Source organism: Caulobacter sp. Root343 (assembly GCF_001425745.1).
Taxonomy (GTDB): Bacteria; Pseudomonadota; Alphaproteobacteria; order Caulobacterales; family Caulobacteraceae; genus Caulobacter.
The window spans coordinates 36,346-60,897 of sequence record NZ_LMDF01000011.1 but is presented as its reverse complement, the minus strand read 5'-3'; the positions used below and the strand labels follow the sequence as shown (position 1 = coordinate 60,897).

Annotated in this window: 15 protein-coding genes and 3 pseudogenes; 10 read left to right on the top strand and 8 right to left on the bottom strand. The window is 67.6% G+C overall.

The window, feature by feature from the left end; genetic code table 11:
• Nucleotides 1-28: 28 nt before the first annotated feature.
• Nucleotides 29-1,192 (bottom strand): glycosyltransferase family 9 protein, encoded by a 1,164-nt coding sequence (locus tag ASC70_RS21975; protein WP_056054691.1) that lies wholly within the window; start codon nt 1,190-1,192, stop codon nt 29-31.
• A 109-nt stretch (nt 1,193-1,301) separates the two neighbouring features.
• Here ASC70_RS21975 and ASC70_RS21970 point away from each other — a divergent pair, with 109 nt between their 5' ends.
• Together ASC70_RS21970 and ASC70_RS21965 are read left to right on the top strand one after the other, a co-directional pair.
• On the top strand, nt 1,302-2,117 hold the full coding sequence (locus tag ASC70_RS21970; protein WP_056054688.1) for a folate-binding protein YgfZ: 816 nt from the start codon (nt 1,302-1,304) through the stop codon (nt 2,115-2,117).
• 88 nt (nt 2,118-2,205) lie between these two features.
• On the top strand, nt 2,206-3,087 hold the full coding sequence (locus ASC70_RS21965; protein WP_056054686.1) for an alpha/beta fold hydrolase: 882 nt from the start codon (nt 2,206-2,208) through the stop codon (nt 3,085-3,087).
• Between the two features lie 13 nt (nt 3,088-3,100).
• On the opposite strand, the gene ASC70_RS21960 is transcribed toward ASC70_RS21965, so the two are convergent.
• Nucleotides 3,101-3,526, bottom strand: a complete 426-nt coding sequence (locus tag ASC70_RS21960) for a hypothetical protein (protein WP_056054684.1) — start codon at nt 3,524-3,526, stop codon at nt 3,101-3,103.
• 126 nt (nt 3,527-3,652) lie between these two features.
• Here ASC70_RS21960 and ASC70_RS21955 point away from each other — a divergent pair, with 126 nt between their 5' ends.
• Nucleotides 3,653-4,246, top strand: a complete 594-nt coding sequence (locus ASC70_RS21955) for a DNA-3-methyladenine glycosylase I (RefSeq protein WP_047411546.1) — start codon at nt 3,653-3,655, stop codon at nt 4,244-4,246.
• A 25-nt stretch (nt 4,247-4,271) separates the two neighbouring features.
• Here the strand turns inward: ASC70_RS21955 and ASC70_RS21950 are convergent, their stop codons facing one another.
• Nucleotides 4,272-6,269, bottom strand: coding sequence for a protein-L-isoaspartate(D-aspartate) O-methyltransferase (locus ASC70_RS21950; RefSeq protein ID WP_056054681.1), 1,998 nt, complete (start codon nt 6,267-6,269; stop codon nt 4,272-4,274).
• A 242-nt stretch (nt 6,270-6,511) separates the two neighbouring features.
• Here ASC70_RS21950 and ASC70_RS21945 point away from each other — a divergent pair, with 242 nt between their 5' ends.
• Nucleotides 6,512-6,874, top strand: a complete 363-nt coding sequence (locus tag ASC70_RS21945) for a PRC-barrel domain-containing protein (RefSeq protein WP_047411539.1) — start codon at nt 6,512-6,514, stop codon at nt 6,872-6,874.
• Nucleotides 6,875-6,980: 106 nt separating this feature from the next.
• Nucleotides 6,981-7,292, top strand: coding sequence for a DUF1244 domain-containing protein (locus ASC70_RS21940; RefSeq protein ID WP_056054678.1), 312 nt, complete (start codon nt 6,981-6,983; stop codon nt 7,290-7,292).
• A gap of 2 nt (nt 7,293-7,294) precedes the next feature.
• Here ASC70_RS21940 and ASC70_RS21935 read toward each other — a convergent pair whose 3' ends face one another.
• The 4 genes and pseudogenes from ASC70_RS21935 to ASC70_RS25725 all read right to left on the bottom strand — a co-directional run.
• A complete protein-coding gene (locus ASC70_RS21935) occupies nt 7,295-8,233 on the bottom strand; it encodes a family 43 glycosylhydrolase (RefSeq protein WP_056054675.1) in 939 nt (312 codons plus the stop codon).
• Nucleotides 8,234-8,246: 13 nt separating this feature from the next.
• A pseudogene (locus tag ASC70_RS26060) lies at nt 8,247-10,554 on the bottom strand (glycoside hydrolase family 2 TIM barrel-domain containing protein); the annotation flags it as partial.
• Between the two features lie 85 nt (nt 10,555-10,639).
• Nucleotides 10,640-10,927 (bottom strand): sugar-binding domain-containing protein (locus tag ASC70_RS25730; RefSeq protein WP_255355025.1); only part of this gene is annotated, 288 nt, incomplete at its 3' end.
• A 58-nt stretch (nt 10,928-10,985) separates the two neighbouring features.
• Nucleotides 10,986-11,289: sugar-binding domain-containing protein (locus ASC70_RS25725; protein ID WP_369815462.1), on the bottom strand; the 304-nt coding region annotated here is incomplete at its 3' end.
• Nucleotides 11,290-12,579: 1,290 nt separating this feature from the next.
• On the opposite strand from ASC70_RS25725, the pseudogene ASC70_RS21925 reads away from it, so the two are divergent.
• From ASC70_RS21925 to ASC70_RS21905, 5 genes and pseudogenes are all read left to right on the top strand, one after another.
• Nucleotides 12,580-14,805 (top strand): annotated as a pseudogene (locus tag ASC70_RS21925) (TonB-dependent receptor); the annotation flags it as partial.
• A gap of 217 nt (nt 14,806-15,022) precedes the next feature.
• Nucleotides 15,023-15,476 (top strand): annotated as a pseudogene (locus tag ASC70_RS25720) (TonB-dependent receptor domain-containing protein); the annotation flags it as partial.
• 119 nt (nt 15,477-15,595) lie between these two features.
• Nucleotides 15,596-18,151 (top strand): GH92 family glycosyl hydrolase, encoded by a 2,556-nt coding sequence (locus tag ASC70_RS21915; protein ID WP_056054667.1) that lies wholly within the window; start codon nt 15,596-15,598, stop codon nt 18,149-18,151.
• 167 nt (nt 18,152-18,318) lie between these two features.
• Nucleotides 18,319-20,850 carry a glycosyl hydrolase 115 family protein gene (locus ASC70_RS21910; RefSeq protein ID WP_056054663.1) on the top strand — a complete coding sequence of 844 codons (2,532 nt, stop codon included), beginning with the start codon at nt 18,319-18,321 and terminating at the stop codon, nt 20,848-20,850.
• 11 nt (nt 20,851-20,861) lie between these two features.
• A complete protein-coding gene (locus tag ASC70_RS21905) occupies nt 20,862-22,214 on the top strand; it encodes a glycoside hydrolase family 27 protein (protein WP_056054661.1) in 1,353 nt (450 codons plus the stop codon).
• 40 nt (nt 22,215-22,254) lie between these two features.
• Here ASC70_RS21905 and ASC70_RS21900 read toward each other — a convergent pair whose 3' ends face one another.
• Nucleotides 22,255-24,549, bottom strand: coding sequence for a GH92 family glycosyl hydrolase (locus tag ASC70_RS21900; protein WP_082539811.1), 2,295 nt, complete (start codon nt 24,547-24,549; stop codon nt 22,255-22,257).
• Nucleotides 24,550-24,552 lie beyond the last annotated feature (3 nt).

The window sequence follows — 24,552 nt, the reverse complement described above, 5'->3', positions numbered from 1 at the left end:
TCTCGAAACAGGCAACCGAGAAATCCCTTCAGCTTGGGTCGCGCTCGGGCACGCGTTCCTCGGCCAGGGCCTCCTGGACCACTTCTTCCTGCGGCGAGACCTCTTCAGTGATCTCCACCACCGGCTCGACAGCGTCAGTCGACGGCGGAGCCTCCTCGGCGCCGACCGCTTCGTCGGCGATCGTCTCGACGACCGCCGCTTCTTCCGGCGAGACCTCGGCGCTAGGCTCGGTGCGGGTCAGCAGGGCCTTGGCGGCCTTGACCACGGTGGCCACCGGCAGGTCGCTCATGTGGCGGATGGCCTGGGTCAGGTCGGGGTCGATGGCCAGGAACTGGTCGAAGCTGCGGGGTCCGCGCACCGCCACGGCCTTGTCGCCCCACGGCGCGTAGCGGCGCTCGTCCGAGGGCCCGAACAGGCCGATGGTCGGGGCGCCGGCAGCGGCGGCGATATGCATCAGGCCCGAGTCGTTGCCGATGAACAGCCGCGCCCGCCGCAGGCAGGCATAGGCGGTCAGCAGGTCGACCTTGCCGGTCAGGTCGATGGTCCGGCCGCGCGCCGAGGCCATGCGCAGCTCCTCGACCATGCGGGTGTCCTCGGGACCGCCCAGGATCAAGAGGCGCCCGCCGGCCATCGGGCCGTCCTTGCCCAATAGCTGGGCGGCCGTCTGGGTGAAGCGCTCGATCGGCCAGACCTTGCCGACCCAGTTCGAGGCCGGGCCCATGGCCAGGATCGGCCCGCCTTCCCCCAGCAGCTCGTCGGCCAGGGCCTGGACCTCCGGCGTGATGTAGAGATGCGGCGCGGGCGGATCGCCTTCCAGCTTCAGGGTGCGGGCGGCGTCGACCACCTTGTGCACGACCTCGCCGGGCAGCTTCTTCCAGATCGCCCGCTTCTCGCGGCGCAGAAAGAGGGCCGTGGCGCTGCCACGCAGGTCGACGATCAGGCTCCACTTCTTGTGGCGCACCTGGCGCCAGAGCTTGAACCAGTGGCCCTTGCCCTTGCCCTTCTCCATCACGATGACCCGGTCCAGCCCCGGCACGTGGGCGAACAGCGGCGCGGCCAGGGGGCCGGAGACGATCGTGAAGCGCGCGTTGGGGATCTGGTCGGCCAGCATCCTGATCAGGCCGGACGACAGCACCGCGTCACCGATGCGCGTCGCCGTGATGAAGAGAATCGGGAAGGCCCGCTGTGTCATCGGTCCATCTATAGGCCGGTCGGTGAGTCGGCGCATCCCACGTTAACAGTTGAGCTTTCGCCTTTTGGGGGACTGGTGTGGACGCCTTGTCGGCGCCACATCTGCGGGCATGAGCGCCCCAACCATCGCCCACCTCGCGTCCCGCGCCGTCATCACCGTCTCCGGACCGGACTGGCGAAGCTTCCTGCAGGGCCTGCTGACCCAGGACGTCGAGACCCTCGCGCCCGGCGATCTGCGGTTCGCGGGCCTGCTGACCCCGCAGGGCAAGCTGCTCTACGACCTGTTCGTGGCTGGAACACCAAAAGGAGTAGAGGGGGACGGCGCCCTGCTCGACGTGGCGGCCGAGCACCGGGCCGCGATCCTGACGCGCCTGACCATGTACCGCCTGCGGGCCAAGGCGGAGCTGATGGCCAGCGACACGCCGGTCTTCGCCGTGTTTGGCGGCGGCGACCTCGCGGGCGAGGGCCTCTATGCCGATCCGCGCCTGCCGGCCTTGGGCGCGCGGGCTTATGGCGCGCGCGCGGCGACGGCGGACGAGGACGCCTATGAGGCCCATCGCCTGGCTCTGGGCGTGCCCGGGCCCGCCGACTGGGGCAGCGAGACGACCTATCCGATCGAGGCCGACTTCGACCTGCTGGCGGGCATCGACTTCAAGAAGGGCTGCTTCGTCGGCCAGGAGACGACCAGCCGCATGAAGCGGCGCGGGACGATCAAGACCCGCATGCTGCCGATCGTCTTCGAGGGGCCGCCGCCGGCGTTCGGGGCCGAGGTGCTGGCCGGAACCCTGCGGGCCGGAGAGGTGCTGAGCGGTCGCGACGGCCGGGCCATGGCCCTGCTGCGCCTCGACCGCATCGAGGGCGCGGCCCTGACGGTCGACGGCCGCGCGGTTCGGGTAGAGCCTCCGGACTGGCTGCCGAAAACCTGAGATTGCGGTCCGCTTCGAAGCGGAGCACACCCTTGGCAAAACGGTGGCCTCCGACAGGGTGGCCGGCCAGAGCTTAGGGGCAATCCAAATGAACCGTCGTGAGATCCTGGGCGCGGGCGCCGCGCTGACCGCCGCCGCTATCGCAGGGCCCGTCCTGGCCGCCGAAGCCGACCGCTTCACCGTCGAGGTCCAGGGCCAGGGTCCGGACGTGATCCTGATCCCCGGCCTGTCGTCGTCGCGCGAAATCTGGGCGCCGACCGCCAAGGCCCTGGAGGGCCGCTACCGCGTGCACGTCGTCCAGGTCGCGGGCTTCGCGGGCGCGCCGACCGCCGGCAACGCGGAGGGCAAGGTCGCCGCGGGCGTGGCCGAGGGTCTGGCGGGCTACATCCAAGCCAAAGGCCTTAAGAAACCGGCGGTGATCGGCCACTCGATGGGTGGTTCGATAGGCATGATGCTGGCCGCGCGCCATCCCGACCTGGTCGGCAAGCTGATGGTCGTCGACATGTTCCCGAACCTGGCCGTGGCCTTCTTCGGCCCGACCGCGACGCCCGAAACCATCACCAAGAACGCGGCCATGTTCCGCCAGCGGATCGAGGGCGCGCCGCAGGAGCAATTCGTCGCCCAGCAGACCCAAACCATCGCGACCATGGTGCTGACCGAGAGCGCCCGTCCGGCCATCGTCGGCCATGCCCTGGCCAGCGACCGCCAGGTGGCGGGCCGGTCGATGGAGGAGCTGCTGACCACCGACCTCTCGCCGGAACTGCCGAAGATCACCGCCCCGACCACGGTGCTGTGGGCCTGGAACAAGGCCAGCCCGGCCCCGGCCGCCGTGTTCGGCGGGTGGTACCAGGCCGCCTACACGCCGCTGAAGGGCGCCAAGGTCGTCCGCATCGACGACAGCGCCCATTTCATCATGGTGGATCAGCCGGCCAAGTTCATGGCCGAGGTCGAGACCTTCCTGGCCGGCTGAGGCTAAGGGTCAGCTAGCGGCAGCTGCCGAAGCGGTCCGGGGACGCCCCCGGGCCGCCGCGCCAGCCGGGCGGATTCTCCCAGTTGGTGCCGGGGCCGCCGCGCGGGCCGGGCGGGTTGTCGTCGCGATCGAACCAGCACTTGGCCCGCTGGTTCCACCAGCCGTAGCGCGGGTGGTAATAGCCGTAGGCGCGGTTGTAGTAGTAGCCGTCGCGATAGCGGAACTCGACCCGCTTGCCATGCCAGCGGTAGTAGCGGCGGTCGGGCGAGGCGCCGGGACCCCCACGCCAGCCGGGCGGGTTCTCCCAGTTGGTGCCGGGTCCGCCGCGCGGGCCGGGCGGGTTGTTGTCGCGGTCGTAATGGCGCTGGGCCAGGACCGGCGTCGCGGTCACGGCGGCCGTGGCCAGGGCCAACACGGCCAGGGTTCTGAGGCGCTTCATCCGCGTCTCCTTCGGTTGTTCTGTCCCTCTGGCCTATCAACGCCCGAGACGGCGATTCCCGTCGGGAGATGATGTATGTTCTCGAAAAGTTCTGGCCTTGCGAAGCGACTCTGCTAGCGTCGCCGCATGACCGAGATCACCCGCTGCACCTGGAAAGGCATGAACGGCGACCCGTTCTACGAGGCCTATCACGACCACGAATGGGGCGTGCCCGAATGGGAGTCCCGCGCGCTCTGGGAAAAGCTCGTCTTGGACGGTTTCCAGGCCGGGCTGTCGTGGATCACGATCCTGCGCAAGCGCGAGGCCTTCCGCGCCGCCTTCGCCGATTTCGATCCGGAAAAGGTCGCCCGCTTCGACGAGACCGACCGCGCTCGGCTGATGGCCGACGCCGGCATCATCCGCTCGAACGGCAAGATCGACGCGGCGATCTCGGGCGCGCGGATCTATCTGGACATGCGCGAGCGCGGCGAGGATTTCGGGACGTTCCTGTGGGACATGGTCGGCGGCGCGCCGATCCAGAACCAGTGGCGGGCCGGCGAGGTCCCGGCCGAAACGCCGCTGGCGGTCCAGATGTCCAAGGCCCTGAAGGCTAAGGGCTTCAAGTTCTGCGGCCCGGTGATCGTCTACGCCTTCATGCAGGCCACCGGCCTGGTCAACGACCACCTGGTGACCTGCTTCCGCCATGAGGAATGCAAGGCGATGGCGAAGCGGACGGGTTGACCGCGCGCGTGACCCTGGCGCGCCGCTAGAGGCCCGAGGGGAACATGTCGTCTTCGCCGCTTCCCGACCGGGCGGCCGTCGAGGCGACGGCGCGGGTTTCGTCGAACCAGACATAGGCGTCGAACTGCCGAGGCAGAGAGCAGGCCGAATAGTGGCTCCAGCGTTCGGTCTCCGGGCGATAGATCACGCCGATGAACCGTTCGAGCCGGGGCTCCAGGAGCCGATAGCGCAGGTCGGGGCGGCGGCCCTCGCGCAGGTCGAGCAGGAACCGGCTCACGCCGCTGTCGTGCGCCAGCCGCTCGTAGCTGTCGGGAAGGGCCGGGCGGACGCGCTTTTCCTCCAGCGGCCCGTCCCAGTCGCTGGCGCAGGCCACCGTGCCTGTATTGGTGCCGAAGCCGATCAGGGCGGCCGCGTCGCCGAACCGCTCGCGGCACAGCTGGCCAATGTTGAGCTCGCCGCGCGACAGGCCCATGTCGGTCTTGGAAGCGTCGCCGACGTGGGAATTGTGCGCCCAGACCACGGCCTTGGCGTTGGGTCCCCTGGCTTCAAGGACCGCCTCCAGCGTCTCGAACATGTGCGTGTCGCGCAGGTTCCAGCTGTCGGCCGCGCCATAGTACATCGCCCGATAATAGGCCTCGGCGTTCTTGACCAGCCGGGCGTTGGCGGCGGCGTCGAGGAAGTCGTCGCCGTCGTGGGCCGCGTAGTCGAGCCGTCGGCGCAGCAGGTCGACCAGGGTCTTGACCACGGCGGCCTCGCACCGCCCATAGCCCGCGCTGCGCGCCATGCGGCCATAGGCCTGGGGCTCGTGCGCCCACGGCGTCAAGCAGCCATAGCGCTCGCGGGCGATCGCCGCGGCGGTAGGGTCGACGCGATCGAGATAGTCCAGCACCGCGCGAAGCGAGGCCGACAGGTTGTAGAGGTCCAGGCCATGGATCCCGACCCGGTCAGGCTCCGGCAGGCCGGCGTTCCACAAGGCCAGCCAGGCGGTGAAGTCCTCGAACTCCCGATTGCGCCACATCCAGGTCGGGAAACGTTGAAAGGGCGGCTCGGCGTCGAGGCGCGCCGGCCGGTCGCGCACCTGCCGGTCCAGCACGGCGACGTCGGGCCAGTCGGCCTCCAGCGCCACGATCGAAAAGCCATGGGCCTCGACCAGTCGCCGGGTGATCGCCGCGCGGGCGCGATAGAACTCCGACGTGCCGTGGCTGGCCTCGCCCAGCAGCACCACGCGCTTTTGGGCGAAACGGTCGAACAGGGCGCCGAAGGCGGGATCGTCCAGGTCGGGCAGCGGCTCGGCCGCCTCGGCGATCAGGCTGGCCGTGGTCCTGCCCGGCCCGACGGGTCGGAAGCTGCGCGCCTCGACAGGGCGGCCTTCGGTCTCGGCGTCGCTCCAGCCATGTTCGCCGATCAGCGGGACGAAGGTGACGGCGCCGAGATCGTCCTCCTCGAAGTGGTTGGCGCTGGTGCGGGTGATCTTGATCAGCCGCTGCCCGCCCTGGCGCTCGCCGACCGGCATGACCAGGCGGCCGCCCAGGTCCAGCTGATCCTTCAGCGCCTGCGGAATGGCCGGACCGCCGGCGGCGACGAGAATGGCGTCGTAGGGGGCGGCGTCGGGCCAGCCGTGCGTGCCGTCGCCCAGATGCACCTCGACATTGGCCAGTTGGGCCAGGCGTTCGCGCGCGGTCTTCGCCAAGGTCTCGTGACGCTCGATCGTGTGAACCTGGTTGGCCAGGCGCGCCAGCACGGCGGCGGCGTAGCCCGACCCCGTTCCGATCTCAAGCACCCGGTCGCCGGGCTGGATCATCGCGGCGGCGGCCATCAGGCCGACGATATAGGGCTGCGAGATCGTCTGACCGGCCTCGATCGGCAGGGGCGAGTCGTCATAGGCGAACTCGCGCAGGCCCTCGGGCACGAACAGCTCGCGCGGCGTCTCGCGCAGGGCCTCCAGCACCCGTTTGTCGCGCACGCCGCGCCGGGCCACCTGCCGCTGCACCATCCGTTCGCGGGCGTCTTCCAGGTCGATCATGGTTCTAGCCGGGCTGGGCGGCGCGGCGTCCGAGGCTCGTCCTCGATATGGGACATGGCCGCCTCCTGAGACGAGGGCGGCGAGGCCGCCGACACCTCCCGGAAACGCCGTCGATCAGCCTGTGTTCCTCATTGTGCGGCGACGGCGCAGCTGTGAACTTCGAGGCGTCCAGACGGTTTTCATGAGGGGGAGGACGGGCGCCGAGCCTGCCAGACCGGCGCCAAGCTGGAAAGGAGACCCTCATGGACGCGATATCTCCCCACGACCTGATCATGGCCGATCGGGTCACCGACACGCCGGTGTTCAACCGCGCCGGCGAGCGCATCGGCCGTATCGACAACCTGTCGATCGACAAGGTGTCCGGCGAGGTCGTCTATGCCCTGCTGTCGTTCGGCGGCTTTCTCGGTATCGGCGACAAGCTGCATCCGCTGCCCTGGGCCCGGCTCGAATACGATGTCGAGAAGGGCGGCTATGTCGTTCCGCTGAGCAAGGAACAGCTGCAAGCCGCTCCGGCTTTGGATCGCGAGGACCTAGAAGATCTCGGCGCGGGCGCCAGCTGGCGCGACGGCGTCGGCGCCTATTACGGCTCGCTTGGTCCGTACTGAATCGAGAGGCCTTCGAACCGCGCGACGTGGGCGAGGGTCACCCGTTGTCTCGGGCCTCGTCTACGCCCACATTCGGCGACCTTCGGACGACCGCCCAGGATCGCGCATGACAGAGATCGACGACCGCACCGCCGCCGCCGCATTCCGCCGGCTGGTCGAGCACCTGCGCCTGCGGACCGACGTTCAGAACGTCGACCTGATGGGCCAGGCCGGGTTCTGCCGCAACTGTCTCGGCGATTGGCTCAGCGAGGCGTCGGAGGGCGCGCTCGGCAAGGACGCGGCGCGCGAGGCGGTCTACGGCATGCCTCAGGTCGAATGGAAGGCGCGCCACCAGGTCCCGGCCACGCCCGAGCAACTGGCCCGCATGGAGGCCAGCGTAGCCCTGAACGAAAACCTCAGGGCCGCTCGCGACGCCTAAGCCTATTTGGTCGGCTTCGGCCGCACCTCGACGATTGAGCCGTCGGCCGCGTAGGTCAGCGGCTCGATGGCGATCGAGCGGCGGTGGTCGCCGCCGCCGGGCAGCAGGTTGTCGTGATAGAAGAACCAGGTCTTGCCCTTGGCCTCGATGATCGCCTGGTGGTTGGTCGAGATCTTCAGATAGTCGAGGATCACGCCGCGATAGGCGTAGGGGCCCATCGGGCTCTTGGCGGTGGCGTAGACGATCTGGCCCGGCCAGCCGGTCGAGAAGCTGAAATAGTAGAGGCCCTTGCGCTTGTGCAGGAACGGGGCCTCGCCGTACTTCTTCTTCGGGTCCTGCGCGGGGAAGCCGGTGACGACCAGATCCTGGATCGGACCGGTCAGGCTCTTCATGTCCGCGCCCAGCTTGACGATCTTGGGCACGCGGGTGCCGAAGACCACGTAGGCTTGGCCGTCGTCGTCGATCAGCACTTGCGGGTCGATCGGCTCGGCCCCGGCGTTGGCGTCGCGAGCCTTGTCGACCAGCGGCGCGCCGATGGCGTCGGTGAACGGCCCCTCGGGCTTGTCGGCCACGGCCACGCCGATCTTGTCGCCGCCGACGGGGGCGTAGAAGTAGTACTTGCCGTTCCGATAGGCCGCCTCGGGGGCCCAAGCCTTGGCGTCGGGCTTGGCCCATTTGAACACCGACACGCCCAGGAAGGCGCCAGCGTCCTTCCAGGTCTTCAGGTCCTTGGAGGTGTAGAGCCGCCAGGTGGTCGAGTCCCAGTACTTGCCGGAGTTCGAGGCGTCGTCGGTGGCGTAGAGGTAATAGCCGCCCTTGAAGGCGTGCGGCGACGGGTCGGCGTTGAAACGTGGGCTGATCGGCTCACCGGCCAGGGCGGGGCCCGCGAGCAGGGCCGCCACGAGCAGCGGAGCGGCGAGACGGAGGGCTAAGGGCTTCAAGTCTGAACTCCTACTGCGGCGGCGTCGCCTGGGCGGGGCGGGCCTTGTCGGGCGTCGTGCCCTCGCCGGTGAACGGCTCCAGGCGGAAGCTGACGCGGGTCGGCGCCAAGGTCGTACGGTACTTCATATGCGGCAGGCCGAACGTGTTCCAGGCGGTGTCGCCGCCGACGCCCCACTGGGCGGCGTCGATCAGCAGGGTTCCGTCGCCGTGCGGGACGACGTCGGTGGATTTCCAGGTCCCCGGCTCCCGGCGATAGAGATCCTCGTACGGGAAGGCGAGGGCGGTCATCATCAGCGGCCGCTCGCCGGTGACCCGCACGCCGCGGCCCTCGCCGCTCAGCTCCATCCAGCGGACGTCGACCTTGTTGCCGGTGTCCTGGGGGCGGATGTAGTCGTGGTCCTGGTCGGCCACCGCGCCGCGCCACAGGCCGATCGACGCGCTGGTCTTGCGGTCGACATAGCTCTCGTGCGGACCGCGTCCGTACCACTCGACCGTCTTCAGAGCCGAGGGAACGGTGAACCACAGCCCGACCCGAATCGGCGGCGGCAGGTCGTCCTTCAGCGGCGTCGGGTCGCCGGTGACAGCGACCGTTCCGTCGCCGGCCATGACGTAGGTGGTGACGAAGCGCGCCGCGCCCGCGCCCAGGGCGTGCTCGACGACGATCCGCCCATCGCCGGCGCTGACGGAGCGCACCTGGCGCTGCTTGGTCATGGCCTGCCAAGCGCGTTGCTGGGTCGAGAGGCCGGTGCCGGCGTCGTTGTCGGTCTCGGCCCGGAAGAAGTTCGGCTGGCCGCCGCGCGCCAGCACCACGCCGTCCTTGACGTAGCTTTCGACCAGGCCGGTGGCGCGGTCGATCCTGAGCACGGCGCCGGCCGCCGATAGGGTCACCGCGTCCTTGCCGTCCGTCGTCGCCACGGAACCGGCGCGGGCCGGCGCGGCCTTGGGCGCCGACTTCAACGCAAACTGCTCCCAGCCGACCACATAGCCCTCTGGCGTCAGGGGCACAGCGCCAGCCTTGGCTCTAGCGCGGATCGTGACGAAGTACTCGGCGCCCGGCTTGCGCGGCGTGGCGCCCAGCGGCAGGACGATCGTCTGGCGCTCGCGGGCCTTGGTCGCCAAGTCGGGCAGGGCGCCCGAGGCGACGGGGACGCCGTCCTCTTCCAGCACCCAGTCAAAAGCAAAGCCCGACAGGTCGCGGAAGTCGTGACGGTTGACCACGCTCACCCGGCCGTCGGCCTCGTCGAAGGCCTCGAACTGGATCGGCGAGAGCACCTTCTGGGCTTCGTAGACCTGGGGGTTGGGCGTGCGGTCCGACTGGATCAGGCCATCGCCGAACTCGATCTCGCCGCCGGGGTTCGGACCATACTCGCCGCCGTCGCCCCAGTAGCGGCGACCGTCCTTGGCGTAGCGGTACATTGACTGGTCGACCCAGTCCCAGATGAAGCCGCCCTGCAGCTTGTCGTACTTGTAGATGGTGTCCCAGTAGTCTTTCAGATTGCCGCCGGAATTGCCCTGCATGTGGGCGTATTCGCACTGGATCATCGGCTGGGTGCGGGTCGGATCGGTCGCCCAGTCCACCATCTTGGTCACGTCGTCGTACATCGGCGCATAGATGTCGACATAGCCGTTGGGCACGTGCTCCCAGGGCCGCGCGCCCCAGCCCAGATAGGAAATCAGCCTGCCCGGGTCTCGTTTCCTGGCGGCGGCCGCAGCCTTTTCGAAGTTCTGGCCGATGCCGGCCTCGTTGCCCAGAGACCAGAAGATCACCGACGGGTGGTTCTTGTCGCGTTCCACCATGTTCAGCACGCGGCTGACATGGGCCCCTTCCCAGGCCGGATCGAAGCCAATCTGGCGCTTGTCGCGCTGGGACGGGTCGGCGTTGCCGTAGCCCATATAGGCGTGGCTCTCGATGTCGGCCTCGTCCATGACATAGAGGCCGTACTCGTCGGCCAGGGCGTACCAGAGCTCGGCGTTGGGATAGTGCGAGGTGCGCACGGCGGCGCTTCATCAGCTCGATGTCGCGGCGCATCGAGGCTTCGGAGATGACGTGGAAGGTCTCCGGGTCGTGCTCGTGGCGATTGACGCCGCGGATGACGATCGGCTTGCCGTTGACGGCGACGCGGCCGTCCTTGATTTCCACGGTGCGGAAGCCGATGCGCTGCGGCGTGGCCTGGATGATCTGGCCCTTCGCATCGAGGACCTCGACCAGCAGGGTGTAGAGGTTGGGGGTCTCGGCGGTCCACTGGCGCACGCCGGGAACGGACGCCGACAGGGTCTCGGTCCTGGCCGCGCCGGCGGCGACCTTGGCCTCCTTCGTCAGCACCGCCTTGTCGCCGTCGAGCAGGGTCATGCGGACGGTCACTGGCTGAGTGCGCGCCGTCAGGGCCACGTCGGTCGACAGCACNGGCCTCCTTCGTCAGCACCGCCTTGTCGCCGTCGAGCAGGGTCATGCGGACGGTCACTGGCTGAGTGCGCGCCGTCAGGGCCACGTCGGTCGACAGCACGCCGTCGCGATAGGCCTTGTCGAGGCCGGCATGAACGAACAGGTCGGTCAGCCGGGCCTTGGGGGCGGCCTTCAGATAGACCGAGCGCTCGATGCCCGAGACCCGCCAGAAGTCCTGGTCCTCCAGGTAGGAGCCATCCGACCAGCGGTGGATCTGGATAGCCACCACGTTCTTCTGGCCGGCTTTCAAGAGCTTGGTGACGTCGAACTCGCTGGGCAGCTTGGAGTCTTCGGAATAGCCGGCCTCNGGATCTGGATAGCCACCACGTTCTTCTGGCCGGCTTTCAAGAGCTTGGTGACGTCGAACTCGCTGGGCAGCTTGGAGTCTTCGGAATAGCCGGCCTCCACGCCATTGACCCACACTCGATAGGCCGAACCGGCCGCGCCGATGTGCAGGATGATGTCCTGGCCCGACCAGCTCGCCGGGACCTCGAAGGTCCGGCGGTACGAGCCGACCGGATTGGTGGCGTGCGGGATCAGCGGGCGGTTGGCCGGAAACGGATAGGTGATGTTGTTGTAGCGCGGCTGGTCGTAGCCTTCGGTCTGCCACATCGCCGGGACCTTGATGGTCTTCNATCAGCGGGCGGTTGGCCGGAAACGGATAGGTGATGTTGTTGTAGCGCGGCTGGTCGTAGCCTTCGGTCTGCCACATCGCCGGGACCTTGATGGTCTTCCAGCCGCTGACGTCATAGTCGGGCTTCTCGAAGCCGTCGGGAACCGCGTCCGACGACGGCGAGAAGCTGAACGACCACTGGCCGTCCAGGGTCTGGTAGCGGCTCGACTGGGCCGGGTCGCCGGCCAGGGCCGCCGCGCGGCTCTCGAACGGGAAGTGCGTCGCGCTGGCCGCCAGCTTGCCCCGCGCATACACCGCCGGGTTCTCCCAGTCCGGACGCGAGGCGTCCACCTGNGCGCGGCTCTCGAACGGGAAGTGCGTCGCGCTGGCCGCCAGCTTGCCCCGCGCATACACCGCCGGGTTCTCCCAGTCCGGACGCGAGGCGTCCACCTGGACCGGCTGGACCTGGATTTCCTCCGCTTGAGCGGCAAGGGCGATCCCCAACCAGGCGGCGCCCGCCATCAAACCCCGCGTCATTCGGTCGTCTCCCCGTTTCCGGCCTTGGCCATTATGCATTCGTTCTCGTGCAACAGCGCCGCTAAGGCAGGGCGGCGAATCCGATTGCGACGTTTCCGTACAGCGATCCGAAAGCCGCACGCCTCCTCGCGGAGGCCGCTCGCCCAAACCTGGGCGCGAGCGTTGAGCGGATATCGCAATTCTTGGTTGATAATTTGGCCTGACCACTTCGCATAGTCGAAATATTTTTTCTAACGTAAGATTGCGAAAAAATATGCCAATTAAACCGAAGTGGCTCCGAAAATCTTATTAAATCAGTGAGTTGTTTCCATTGTTGCATAATGGCAGCACGGTTCAGCTGTCGTCAACGACAATCGTCAGACAAATTGAAGGGGGGCTCATGACCTGTTATCGCTAAAGAGGTCAGGCCAATAAGTCGCCAGCAAGGCGCCAAGAAACACAACGAGGAGGAGGGACTATCGTGAGCACCAACAACACCCGGGGGCGGGTCCTCAAGATCGCGCTGCTATCGGCCACCGTCATCACGGGCTTGCCGACGTTCGCCGCGGCGCAAACCGCCGCCGCGCCCCAAGCCGCCGCGGCGAGCGAGACGCTCGACGCGGTCGTGGTCACCGGCTTCAAGCAGAGCTACGCCAACGCGGTTCGCGCCAAGAAGACCGCCATCGAAATCACCGACGGCATTTCGTCGGACGGCCTGGGCCGCTTTCCGGACCTGAACGTCGGCGAGGCGCTGCAGCGCATCCCGGGCGTGCATGAACGGCCAGTCGTTCGCCTATCCGCCGCTGCTGCGCGACAATCAGGGCACGCCGCTGGGCGCGTTCAACTCGGATATCTTCTCGGCCTTCGTGATCCAGAAGTCGCCGATGGCCAACACCGTGTCGGGCGGCCTCAGCGGCAATGTCGACATGCAGATCGCCCCGGCGCTGTCGCGCAAGGATGGCGGCTCCATGAAGGTGTCGTTCGAGCACAACACCCTGGGAGACCTGAACGCCCCGGCCGCCACCATCGGCTACAACAAGCACCTGTCGGACACGCTCGCCGTGTTTGGGACGCTGGCCTACAAGAAGGAAAACTTCCGCCGCGATACGGTCCGTCTCAACAGCTACGACTATCTGACGTCGGCGATGACGGGCTTGACGCCCACCCAGTTCAACGCCGCCTACGGTCAGTACTTCTCGGCGACGGCGTGCCCGACCAGCGCGACCTCGTACTGCCGCTCGCTGGGCCAGGCCCTGGGCCTGTCGCAGACGGCGGCGACGCCGTTCATCACCAGCAACACGGGTTCGACGGCGACCAACGGCGTCTGGGCCAATAGCCAGATCCGCCAGTACACGCGCATGAACGTCGGCAAGGTCTGGTCGGGATCGGGCGGCATCGAGTGGAAGCCGAACGACAACACCAAGATCGGCCTGATCGGGTTCAAGACCGATCGCAACCTGCCCGACACGACCCAGTACTTCCTGATCAACACCGTCCTGCCGTCGGCCACGGCCGGCGCGGGCACGGTGATCACGCCGACGGGCACGCCGATCAAGACCAACGACGGACGCTATCTGTACCAAAGCTACTCGTTCACCAACATGAACGCGCTGTCGTCGACCCGTCTCTACTCGCAGCGCCAGAAGTCGGACGGCCTGATCGGCAATATCGATTGGAGCAACGATGATTGGCGCGTCGCCGGCGTCCTGACCGCGTCATCGGGCTACAACGCCTCGGTCGAGACCGAGGTCGACGTCGCCAACTACACCCGCGCGGGCGGCAACGGCATCGGCGGCTCGCTGACCACCGGCCTCGATGACATCGGCGCCTTCCAGTACACGACCACCCCGTCGCCGCAGAACTCGATCACGAACGGCCAGACCTGGACCTGGGGCGGCGCCGGCGATCCGACGGCGTTCTACAACAACGGGACCAAGGCCAACTCGACCAACCAGATCCAGATCCAGGGCACCGAGAGCTTCGCCAAGAGCGACGTAAAGACCGCCTCCCTCGACGTCGAGCGCTTCGTCAAGTTGGGCCCGATCAAGAGCATCCAGGGCGGTGCGCGCCTCGAGCGCGAGAAGTTCGTGTCGACCGGCTACCGGGTCTATGCCTACGGCGCCCAGATGCAGAACATAACGTCGAGCATGATGGTCACGGCGCCGTTCGTCGATGACTTCATGGGCGGCTCGGCTGGCAACTACAACCGCAACTGGCAAGTGCTGAACGTCCGCGACTTCCTGAATGCGGTCCGTCCGGTCACGGTCTATCAAAGCGGTGGCCTGTCGACCCAAGGCTTCAACATCCAGTATGCCGACGCCGGCTATTACGATAAGAACTTCACCAACGAGAACGACGTCAATCAGTTCTACGTCCAGGCGAAGTACGACACCGAGATCTTCGGTCACGGCCTGCGCGGCAACTTCGGTGGCCGCTACGAAGACACCAAGAACACCATCACCACCCTGGACCGCACGACCCCGCCGACCGACTCGGTCGGCTCGTCCACGGCGTTCAAGACCGACGAATATAAGAACAAGTACCACTACTTCCTGCCGTCGGCGATTTTCGTGGCCGACGTCACCGACGACCTGATCCTGCGCGGCGCCTACTACAAGACCTATGTCCGCCCGCACCCGCGTCAGTATTCGCCGTCGACCAAGGTCAGCCCGGCCCAGATCCTCAACAACAGCCTGAGCTCGGGCTCGGTCGGCGTCTATGACGTCACGGTCGCGATCGGGAACACCAAGCTGAAACCCTATCTGGCGGAGTCCTTCGACCTGTCGCTGGAGTGGTACAACCGTCCCAACGGCCTGGTCTCCCTGGCCTATTTCCACAAGAACATCACCGGCCGTATCGCCACCACCACCGACCCGTCGATCATCTGCCCGTCGGACGGTTCGACCTGGGGCTTCGGCGCCCTGGCCTGGGACGGCACCTACTGCAACGCCACCAGCCTGAGCAACGCCACCAAGCAGGTCCACGTCAACGCCAGCGGCNTCGACCTGGGGCTTCGGCGCCCTGGCCTGGGACGGCACCTACTGCAACGCCACCAGCCTGAGCAACGCCACCAAGCAGGTCCACGTCAACGCCAGCGGCGCCTATAACCTCGACAAGCCGACCACCGTCGAGGGCGTCGAGTTCAACATCCAGCAGAACTTGGACTTCCTGCCGGGCTTCTGGAAGAACTTCGGCGGCAGCTTCAACTACGCCTANGCCGACCACCGTCGAGGGCGTCGAGTTCAACATCCAGCAGAACTTGGACTTCCTGCCGGGCTTCTGGAAGAACTTCGGCGGCAGCTTCAACTACGCCTACACGACGTCGAAGAGCCCGGCGATCGCCCCGTTCCCGGGCATCTCCAAGCACAATGTCAACGTCATCGGCTACTACGAGACGCCGAAGTACGGCATCCGCGCGGTGTACAACTATCGCTCGGACTACGCGCTGAACGCCAACGGCACCTACACCGGCGCTGCCCGTTCGGTGAGGGCGCGCGGCCAGCTGGACATGTCGGCCTCCTACAACGTCAACGACAACCTCACCGTGTCGCTGGACGCCTATAACCTGACGGACTCGAAGCGCTTCGAGTACGAGAACGACACCAAGGTGTCGCGTTGGGTCGATTACGATGGCCGCACCTTCACCCTGACGGCGCGCGCCACCTTCTAACCTTCACTCCCCGTGAAGCCACTTGATAGCCGGTCCATTCGTGGACCGGCTATGTTTTCTCGGCGAGGATCGCTGCTCACTCGCCAGGCCTGTAAGTCGGATCAGTAAGAGGGTTTTCCATGCCGGGATTTCGCGCGACGCCCCTGCTGGTTTTAGCCGCCCTGGCGGCCGGCCCGATCGCCCAGGCCGCGCCCGACCCGTCCCTGTACAAGCTTCCCGCCCTCACCGTCGGCCTCGGCAACGACAACGAAGGCGACACCATTCCAGGGCCCACGCGGCCTAACGGCTCCATTCATCCTTCGCCCGAGACCCCCAATCCCAGCAACGCCGGCTACAACGCCGCCGAGCCGATCAGCGGCTTCGCCCAGTTGCATTCCCAAGGGTCGGGCGGGGTCACCACCTACGGCACGTTTCTGCTGTCGCCCCAGGTCGGCCAAGCCCAGTTCGACGAGGCCGCCCACCTGTCGCCCAAGGCCGACGAGGTCCTGGCCGCCGACGCCTATTCGGTGCGCCTGTCGCGCTACGACACCCGGGTCGAGGTCACGCCGGCTCACTATTCGGCCCTTTACCGCCTGACCTATCCGGCCACGGATCAAGCCCAGCTGGTCTTCGACGTCACCCGCAAGGTCGGCGGGCTGGTCGCCTCGGACCAGGCCGACGTGAAGCTGTTCCCCGCCGACGGCAAGATCGTCGGCCACGTCAAGGCCAAGGGTTATTGGAACCCGGCCCTGATCGACATCTGGTTCGTCGCCAAGTTCGACCAGAAGCCCACCGCCTGGGGCGTGTTCAACCAGCAGGACCGCCTGGCCGGCGCCACCGAGGGCAAGACCGGGCCGGACGCGCGCCTGGGGGCCTGGACGACCTTCAAGACCAACCCGGGCAAGCCGCTGCTGGTCAAGATCGCGGTGTCCTTCACCAGCGCCGAGACCGCCGAGGCCCTGCTGGACCGCGAGATCCCCGACTGGAGCTTCGACCGTGTCCGCCAGGAGAGCCAGGCCGCCTGGAACGACCGCCTGGGCGAGATCGAGGTCTCGGGCTTGTCGCAGGCCCAGACCCGCCGGTTCTACACGGCGTTCTACCACGCCTCGACCCACCCGCGGGACCGCACCCTGGACCAGCCGGCCAAGGAGCTGGGGCGGCCGAACTGGGACGACCACTATACGCTGTGGGACACCTACCGGACGCTGTTCCCGCTGATGTCGGTGCTGCGGCCCAGCGAATACGCGGCCAACCTGAACTCGCTGATCCATACCTTCGACAAGTTCGGCGCCGCCGACACCGCCATCATCGGCGGCCAGAACTATCATGTCGGCCAGGGTGGCGACGAGGTCGACAACGTGCTGGGCGAGGCCGCCCTGCGCGGCGCCCAGGGCGTCAACTGGACCGACGCCTGGCGCGTGACCCACTTCAACGCCTTCGAGCGCCGCCGGCCGCGCTATCTGGAGAGCGGCTATTTCGGGGTCGGCGACCTCAGCCCCGAGCCCAACAACCAGCGCGCCAAGTCGGGGTCGTCGACCCTGGGCTTCGCGCTGAACGACTATTTCGCCGCCCAGGTCGCCGCCAAGGCGAGTCATGCCGACGAGGCCGCCGCCCTGACGCAGCGCGCCCAGAACTGGCGCAAGATCTGGAACCCTGAAACCGCGAGCGACGGTTTCAATGGCTTCCTGATGCCGCGCTATCCGGACGGCAAGTTCCAGGACGTCGACCCGAAGCAGGGCTGGGACGGCAAGGTTCACAACAATGTCGGCTACTATGAGGGCACGGCCTGGATCTATTCCTACGGCGTGCTGCACGACCTGCCGGGCCTGGTCGAGGCCATGGGCGGGCGGGTGCGGTTCAACGAGCGCCTGAACCACGCCCTGGACGCCGGCCTGATCGACATCACCAACGAGCCGTCGTTCGCCACGCCCTGGCTGTTCCACAATCTGGGTCGCGCCGACCTGTCGTCCTATTGGTCGGGTGAGGTGTTCAAGCACTTCACCGACACCGCCTATCCGGGCGACGAGGACGCCGGGGCGATGAGCTCCAACTATGTCTTCAACCGCCTGGGCCTGTTCCCGAAGCTGGGCAGCGACCTGTTCTACCTGCACGGGCCGCGTCATCCGCGCAGCGTCATCCATCTGGAAGGCGGCAAGACGCTGGAGATCCTGGCCGCGGACGCCGGGGCCGATCACCCGTACATCGCCGCCGCCACCCTGAACGGCAAGCCGCTATCCGGCCCGTTCGTCTCGCAGGCGCAACTGTTGGCCGGCGGCGTGCTGAGCTTCACGATGAGCGCGACACCCGGCCAGTGGGCCTATGACAGCGCGGTGCTGAAGGCGGAGACCGACGTTCCGGTCCTGACCGACGGCAAGACCTCGACCGTCTGGACCGCCTCGGCCGGCCAGTCGGCGGTGTTCACCCGTCCGGCCGCCACGTGCCTGAAGGCCTACACGGTCAGTGTCGGCCCCGCCGCCGCCGATCCGACCGCCTGGCGCCTCGGCGGCTTCGATGGCAAGCGCTGGGTCAAGCTGGACGCGCGGCGCGGCGAGCGCTTCGAGCACCGCCATGCGACCCGGACCTTCGCCCTGACCGCCAAGGCCTACGCCCGCTACCGGTTCGAGGTGACCAAGGGCAAGGCCGTGCAAGTCGCGGAAATCGAGCTGATCGCGGCGGACCAGTCGGCGTGCCGTTGATCTGAGCTCAAGGTCGATTAGAGCGTGGCAGCCGAAAGTGTGAGCGGTTTCGGCGCCCGCCACGCTCTAACTATTAGAGATAGAGCCTGTTTATCCGTTTCTGATGTTTCCATCAGAAACGGACAGGCTCTAGTGTGGCCGGCGAGCTATTTGTCTGAGGAATATCGATGCAGTGGGTTCGATCCGCGACCGCGGGAGTCTGGGCGCTCGTCCTGTGCCTTGGCGTGACGACAGGGGCCATTGCGGCCCAGCCCACGCGGACCGCGGCCGAGGCCGAACCGATCTTCAGCGACAGCCTCGCACGCGGCGGTTTCGTGCTGGTCGAGGCCGGCAAGGCGCCGACGATCGTGATCGATCCCGCCGACGCGGCCGTCGTCCGCCACGCGGCCGATGATCTCGCTGACGACCTCAAGACCGTCACGGGCCAGTCGGTCGCCGTCGCGGCCGCGCCCGCCGGCAAGACCGCGATCCTGGTCGGCACGCTGGGCCACGGCAAGCTGATCGACCAGCTGGTCGCCGCAAGGAAGGTCGACGTCTCGCGCCTGACCGGAGCTTGGGAAAGCTTCGTCATTGCCTCCGTCGACCGCCCGCTGCCCGGCGTCGACAAGGCCCTGGTGGTGATCGGCAGCGACCGGCGCGGGACCGCCTTCGGGATCTACGAGGTCGCCCAGGCCATGGGGGTCTCCCCCTGGGCCTGGTGGGCCGACGTGACGCCGCAGCATCGCGACAAGCTGTTCGTCCGCGCCGGCGTCCACCGCTTCGGTCCGCCGTCGGTCCGCTATCGGGGCGTGTTCGTCAATGACGAGGACTGGGGGCTCTATCCGTGGGCCGCCAAGACCTTCGATCCCGAGCGCGGCGACATCGGGCCCAAGACCTACCGCCGGATCTTCACCCTGCTGCTGCGCCTGAAGGCCAACACCCTGTGGCCGGCCATGCACCACACGACCGCGCCGTTCAACTCCGACCCAGCCAACGCCAAGCTGGCCGAGGAGTACGGCATCGTCATGGGCTCGTCCCACGCCGAGGCCATGCTGCGCAACAATGTCGGCGAGTGGAAGGACGCGCCCGACAAGTTCAACTACGCGACCAATCCGGACGGCGTGAAGGCCTACTGGGAAGAGCGCGCCAAGACCAACGCCGGCTATGAGAGCCTGTGGACCGTGGGCATGCGCGGCATCCACGACAGCGGCATGGTCGGGCCCAAGACCATCCAGGAGAAGGTCGCCCTGCTGGACAAGATCATCGCCGACCAGCGCGAGATCCTCAGCAAGAACGTCTCGCCGGACCTGGCCAAGGTTCCGCAGATATTCGTTCCGTACAAAGAGGTGCTGGAGATCTACCGGGCTGGCGTGAAGGTCCCGGACGACGTGACCATCGTCTGGCCCGACGACAATTTCGGCTACATCCGCCAGTTCGCCAGCGCCGAGGAGGCCAACCGCAAGGGCGGGGCGGGGGTCTATTACCACCTGTCCTACCTGGGCTATCCGCTGTCCTACCTGTGGCTGGGCACGACGCCGCCGGCCCTGGTCCAGGAAGAGATGATCCATGCCTGGGACAAGGGCGCGCGCAACGTCTGGGTCGCCAATGTCGGCGACATCAAGCCGGCCGAGATCGGCGCCAGCCATTTCCTGGAAATGGCCTGGGACATCGATCGCTGGCGCGGCAAGAGCCAGCGGCAGTTCCTGGAGGACTGGAGCGGCCGCGCCTTCGGCTCCGCCTTGGCCGGCAAGACCGCCGACCTGCTCGACACCTATTACCGGCTGAACTTCGAGCGCCGGCCCGAGCACATGGAGTGGCAGCCCAAGGCCGAGAGCCGGCACCTGTCCAGCTTTACGGCCGACGAGGTCAATGACCGCCTCCGCGCCTTCCGCAAGCTGGTGGACGCGACCAAGGCGGCGGGGACCCAGGTGTCGCCGCAGCAGGCCGACGCCTGGTTCGAGCTGGTCGAGTTCCCGATCCGTGTCTCGGCGGCGGCCAACATGCGGTTCTTCGCCGCCGAGCGTTACAACGAGCTGATCGACGACGACCAAGTCATGGCCCGCTCGGCGGGCGCCGCCGCTGTCGACGCCCAGAGCGAGATCACCGCCCTGACCGACCGCTTCAACACCAAGATCGCCGGCGGCAAGTGGCGCTGGCTGATGCCCGAGGAGCCGGCCGACAGCCAGTGGCGCATCTACCGCGCCCGCCCCGTGCCGATGCCCGGCGGCGGCCTGATCTCGGATCCGGCCAAGTTCCTGGCCGTGGTCGACGGCAATGCGCCCGCCGGCTCGCCGATCGTCGAGGCCGAGACGTATCTGACCAATACCGGCTGGCGTCTGGTCGAGGGCGTGGGCCGGGGGCGTGGGGTGATGATCGCCGACGCGCCTGGCGCGACCCTGACCTTCAATGTCGAGGTCGGCGCGGCGGGCCGCAGCGTGCAGGTCGGCGTGCTGCCGATCTTCCCGGACGGCCAGGCCAAGGAGATCGAGCTGGACGTCAGCGTCGACGGCGCCGCGCCCCAGCGCGTCAGCTGGCCGCGCAATGTCGGCTCGCCGGCCTGGGCCCAGGGGGTGCTGGACAACCTGCTGAAGGCCACGGCCGGCCCCGTGCTGTCGCCGGGCCGCCACACGGTCACCGTCGTCTCGCGCGCCGGCCGTGTCGGGCTGGACCAGCTGCGCCTGGTCACGCCCGAGGTGATCCCGACCCACGAAAACCACTAGAGGCGTTCCCGATGAGCACGATGAAGCTGAGCCGTCGCGGGCTGCTGGGCGCGTCCGCGGCGCTGGGCGCTCTGCCCGCCGCCGCCGCGACCAAGCCGGCCGCCAAGAAGACGCCGCTGCTGGCCCCGACGCCGCCGATGGGCTGGAACAGCTGGAACAGCTTCGCCACCACGATCACCGAGGCCCAGACCTTGGAGCAGGCGGGGATCATGGCCCGCGAGTTGCTGCCCGCCGGCTACGACATCCTGACCGTCGACATCCAGTGGTACGAGCCGGGCGCCAGCAGCTACGAATACGCCGCCAAGCCAGTCCCGACCCTGGACGACCACGGCCGGCTGCTGCCGGCCCCGAACCGCTTCCCGTCCAGCGCCGGCGGCAAGGGCTTCAAGCCGTTGGCCGACCGCTGCCGGGCCCTGGGCCTACGCTTCGGCGTTCACCTGATGCGCGGCGCCCCGCGCTTGGCGGTCGAGCGCGGCCTGAAGGTGCTGGGGACCAATATTCCGATCGTCGACATCGTCGACAAGCGCAGCGTCTGCTCGTGGAACCCCGACATGTACGGGGTCGACATGAGCAAGCCGGGCGCCCAGGCCTATTACGATAGTGTCTTTTCGCTGCTGGCCTCATGGGGCGTGGACTTCGTCAAGGTCGACGACCTCAGCCGGCCCTATGACGCCCACGCCGCCGAGATCGAGGCCATCCATCGCGCCATCGGCCGCTCGGGCCGGCCGATGATCCTGTCGATGTCGCCGGGCGAGACCCCGGTGGTGCGCGGCGCCCATGCCAAGCAGCACGCCCAGATGTGGCGGATCTCGGACGACTTCTGGGACGACTGGAAGATGCTGGACGCCCAGTTTACACGGCTGGAGAACTGGTCGCCCTATAGCGGCGACGGCGGCTGGCCCGACGCCGACATGCTGCCGCTGGGCCGCCTGGCCCTGGGCGAGCGCGACACCAAGTTCACGGTCGACGAACAGCGCACCCTGATGACCCTGTGGTCGATCGCCCGCTCGCCGCTGATCATGGGCGGCGATCTGCGCCACCTGGACGGCCCGACCAAGGCCCTGCTGACCAATCCCGAGGTGATCGCGGTCAACCAGGCCTCGCGCGGCAACCAGCCTCATTTTGTCGAGGACGGGATCCGCGTCTGGACGGCGAAGGCGACGAACGGCGACACCTACCTGGCTCTATTCAACACCGGCGGCAAAGCGCGCGAGGTCGGCGTCGACTTCAAGGCCGTGGGCCTGCCCGGGACGGTTGCGGCGCGGGACCTCTGGTCACGGAGCGATCTGGGCAAGATCGCCGGCCGGTTCGCCGTTCAGCTGCCGTCGCATGGATCGGGGCTGTATCGGCTGGCAGGGCGCTGAACTGTTGGAATCCCTCTCTCTATGAGAGAGGGATTTATCCTCACTGTCCGTTGGGCGGGGCCACGAACGTCGTTGCCCAGGCCGATGGCTTCGAGCCCATCGTCAGCGTCAGCACCCCGCCCTTGGCGAGTTCGTCATGGGTGATCCAGGCGCGGTCCAGCGGCTTGCCGTTCAGGCTCGCGGCCGTGACGTAGCGGTTGGCGTCGGAGGTCGCCGGCGCCTCGACGACGAAGCTCTTGCCGCCTTCCAGCGCGATGACGCCGCGCGCGAACACCGGCGAGGCGATGTAGTAGTAGGGCTGGCCCGCGTTCGGATAGAGGCCGAGCGCGTTCCAGACGTACCAGCTGGACATCGCGCCGGCGTCGTCATTGCCCGGCAGGCCCGTGCGGGTCGCGTGGTAATGCTTGGCCATCAGCTGGCGGACGATCTCGTCGGTGCGGTCGGGCCGGCCGGCGTGGATGTAGAGGTACGGCGCCAGGATGTCGGGCTCGTTGCCCTGCGAGTAGTGGCCGTCGAACAGCTGGTCCAGCCAGGCGACGAAGCCCTCGCGGCCACCCGCCTTCGCCATCAGTCCGGCCACGTCCTGCGGCACATAGGTGGAGTACTGCAGGGAATTGCCCTCGTAGAACGGTGCGTCCCACCACGGCCCCGAGCGGTCCGGATACTCATAGGTGCAGCTGTAGTTCTCGACCCATTCGCCGTTCGGGTAACGCGGGCGGACGCAGCCCAGCTTATCGTCCCAGAGGTTCTTCCAGTTGCCGGCGCGCGCGAGGTAGCGCTTGGCGTCGTCGGTCTTGCCCAGGGCCTTGGCCACCACGCCGATGGCGTAGTCGTCATAGGCGTATTCCAGGGTGCGCGAGGCGGACCGCGTCTCGGTAAAGGGCACATAGCCCAGCTTCAGATAGTCCTTCAGCACCCGGCCCTGCAGGAAGGGTTGGTCGGTGTCGACCTCGCCGTTCTTGCGGATCGCCTCATAGGCCAGGGCCTGGTCGAAGCCGCCTAACTTCTTGACGACGGCGTCGGCGACCAGGACGTCGCCGTTGGAGCCGCCCTGGGTCATGCCGTTGGCCCCGGCGATGCGCGCGTCGGGCATCCAGCCGGTATGCTTGTAGGTGTCGATCAGCGAGCGGAGCATGTCGCGCTGCCGTTGCGGCTGGATCACGGTCAGCAGCGGGTGCAGCGTCCGGAACGTGTCCCACAGGGTGTAGAAGTCCTCGTAGTGGGGCTCGTCGGATGTCCACCAGACGTTCTCGCCGCTGAGGTCGTGCGGCATGGTGTGAGCGCGGTAGAGGGCCGAGTAAAAGATCCGCTGCTGCTCGTCCGTGCCGCCCTCGACCTGGATCTTGGCCAGGGCGTCCGCCCATTGAGCCCGCGCCGCCTGGCGATAGCCGTCGAAGTCCCAGCCGGGCATTTCCTCGGCCAGGTTGGCGCGGGCCTTGGCGGCGCTGACGAACGACACGGCCAGCTTCATCTGGACCTGGCGCCGGGTGGTGGTGTCGAAGGTCAGATAGGCGCCGAGGCGATTTGAGAACTCGCGCTCGGTGTCGTACTCAATCATCAGGCCCTGGCGGTTGGCCGGGCTCTTGACCTGCGAACCGCCTTCCGAGCGGCCGACGCCGGGCTTGGCCTCGAATGCGCCCTGGCCCGCCTTCCAGGCCCCGAAGGCCTTGGCCGGCCGGTCGACGACGGCGTGGAAATAGAGAGTGTAGGGCGCGGGGTTCCAACCGCCCTCGACCGTGACCTCGCCAGCCAGGGTGTGGTCGTCGATCAGCTCGACCTTGGCCAGCCGCACCCGCTGGCCCCGCCCGCGCATGGCGACCACTGAGCTGACGTCGAAGATCAGCTGGCTGTCGGCGACGGCGGGGTAGGTCAGGCGCTGGAAGCCAACCCGTCGCGAGGCGGTCAGCTCGACCTGGATCCGCTCGGCGTCGCTGTTGCCCAGGCCGACGGAATAGTAGCCCGGCGAGGCCCGCTCGCCGGTCTTGCCGAAGTGCAGGTGGTTCAATTTCAGCGGGCCGACGGTCGGCGTGACCCGGAAGTTGCCGTACTTGCCCGAGCCGCCGGTGCCGCTGACGTGGGTGTAGCTGAAGCCCATGATCGGGCTCTTGGAATCATAGCCGTTGGTGTCGGCGTTGGTGGTGTCGGGGCTCAGCGACACGAAGCCGAACGGCACGCCGGCGCCGGGCACGGTGTTACCGCCGGTGACCCCGCCGCCGTCGACGCCGACGAACGGGTCGGCTTTTTGCGTCAGATCAGGCGCGGCGGTTTGGGCCAATGCCGCGAGCGGCAGCACCGCCAGGGCGGCGCCGAGGAGAAGACCGCTCAGGAGGCGCATCGG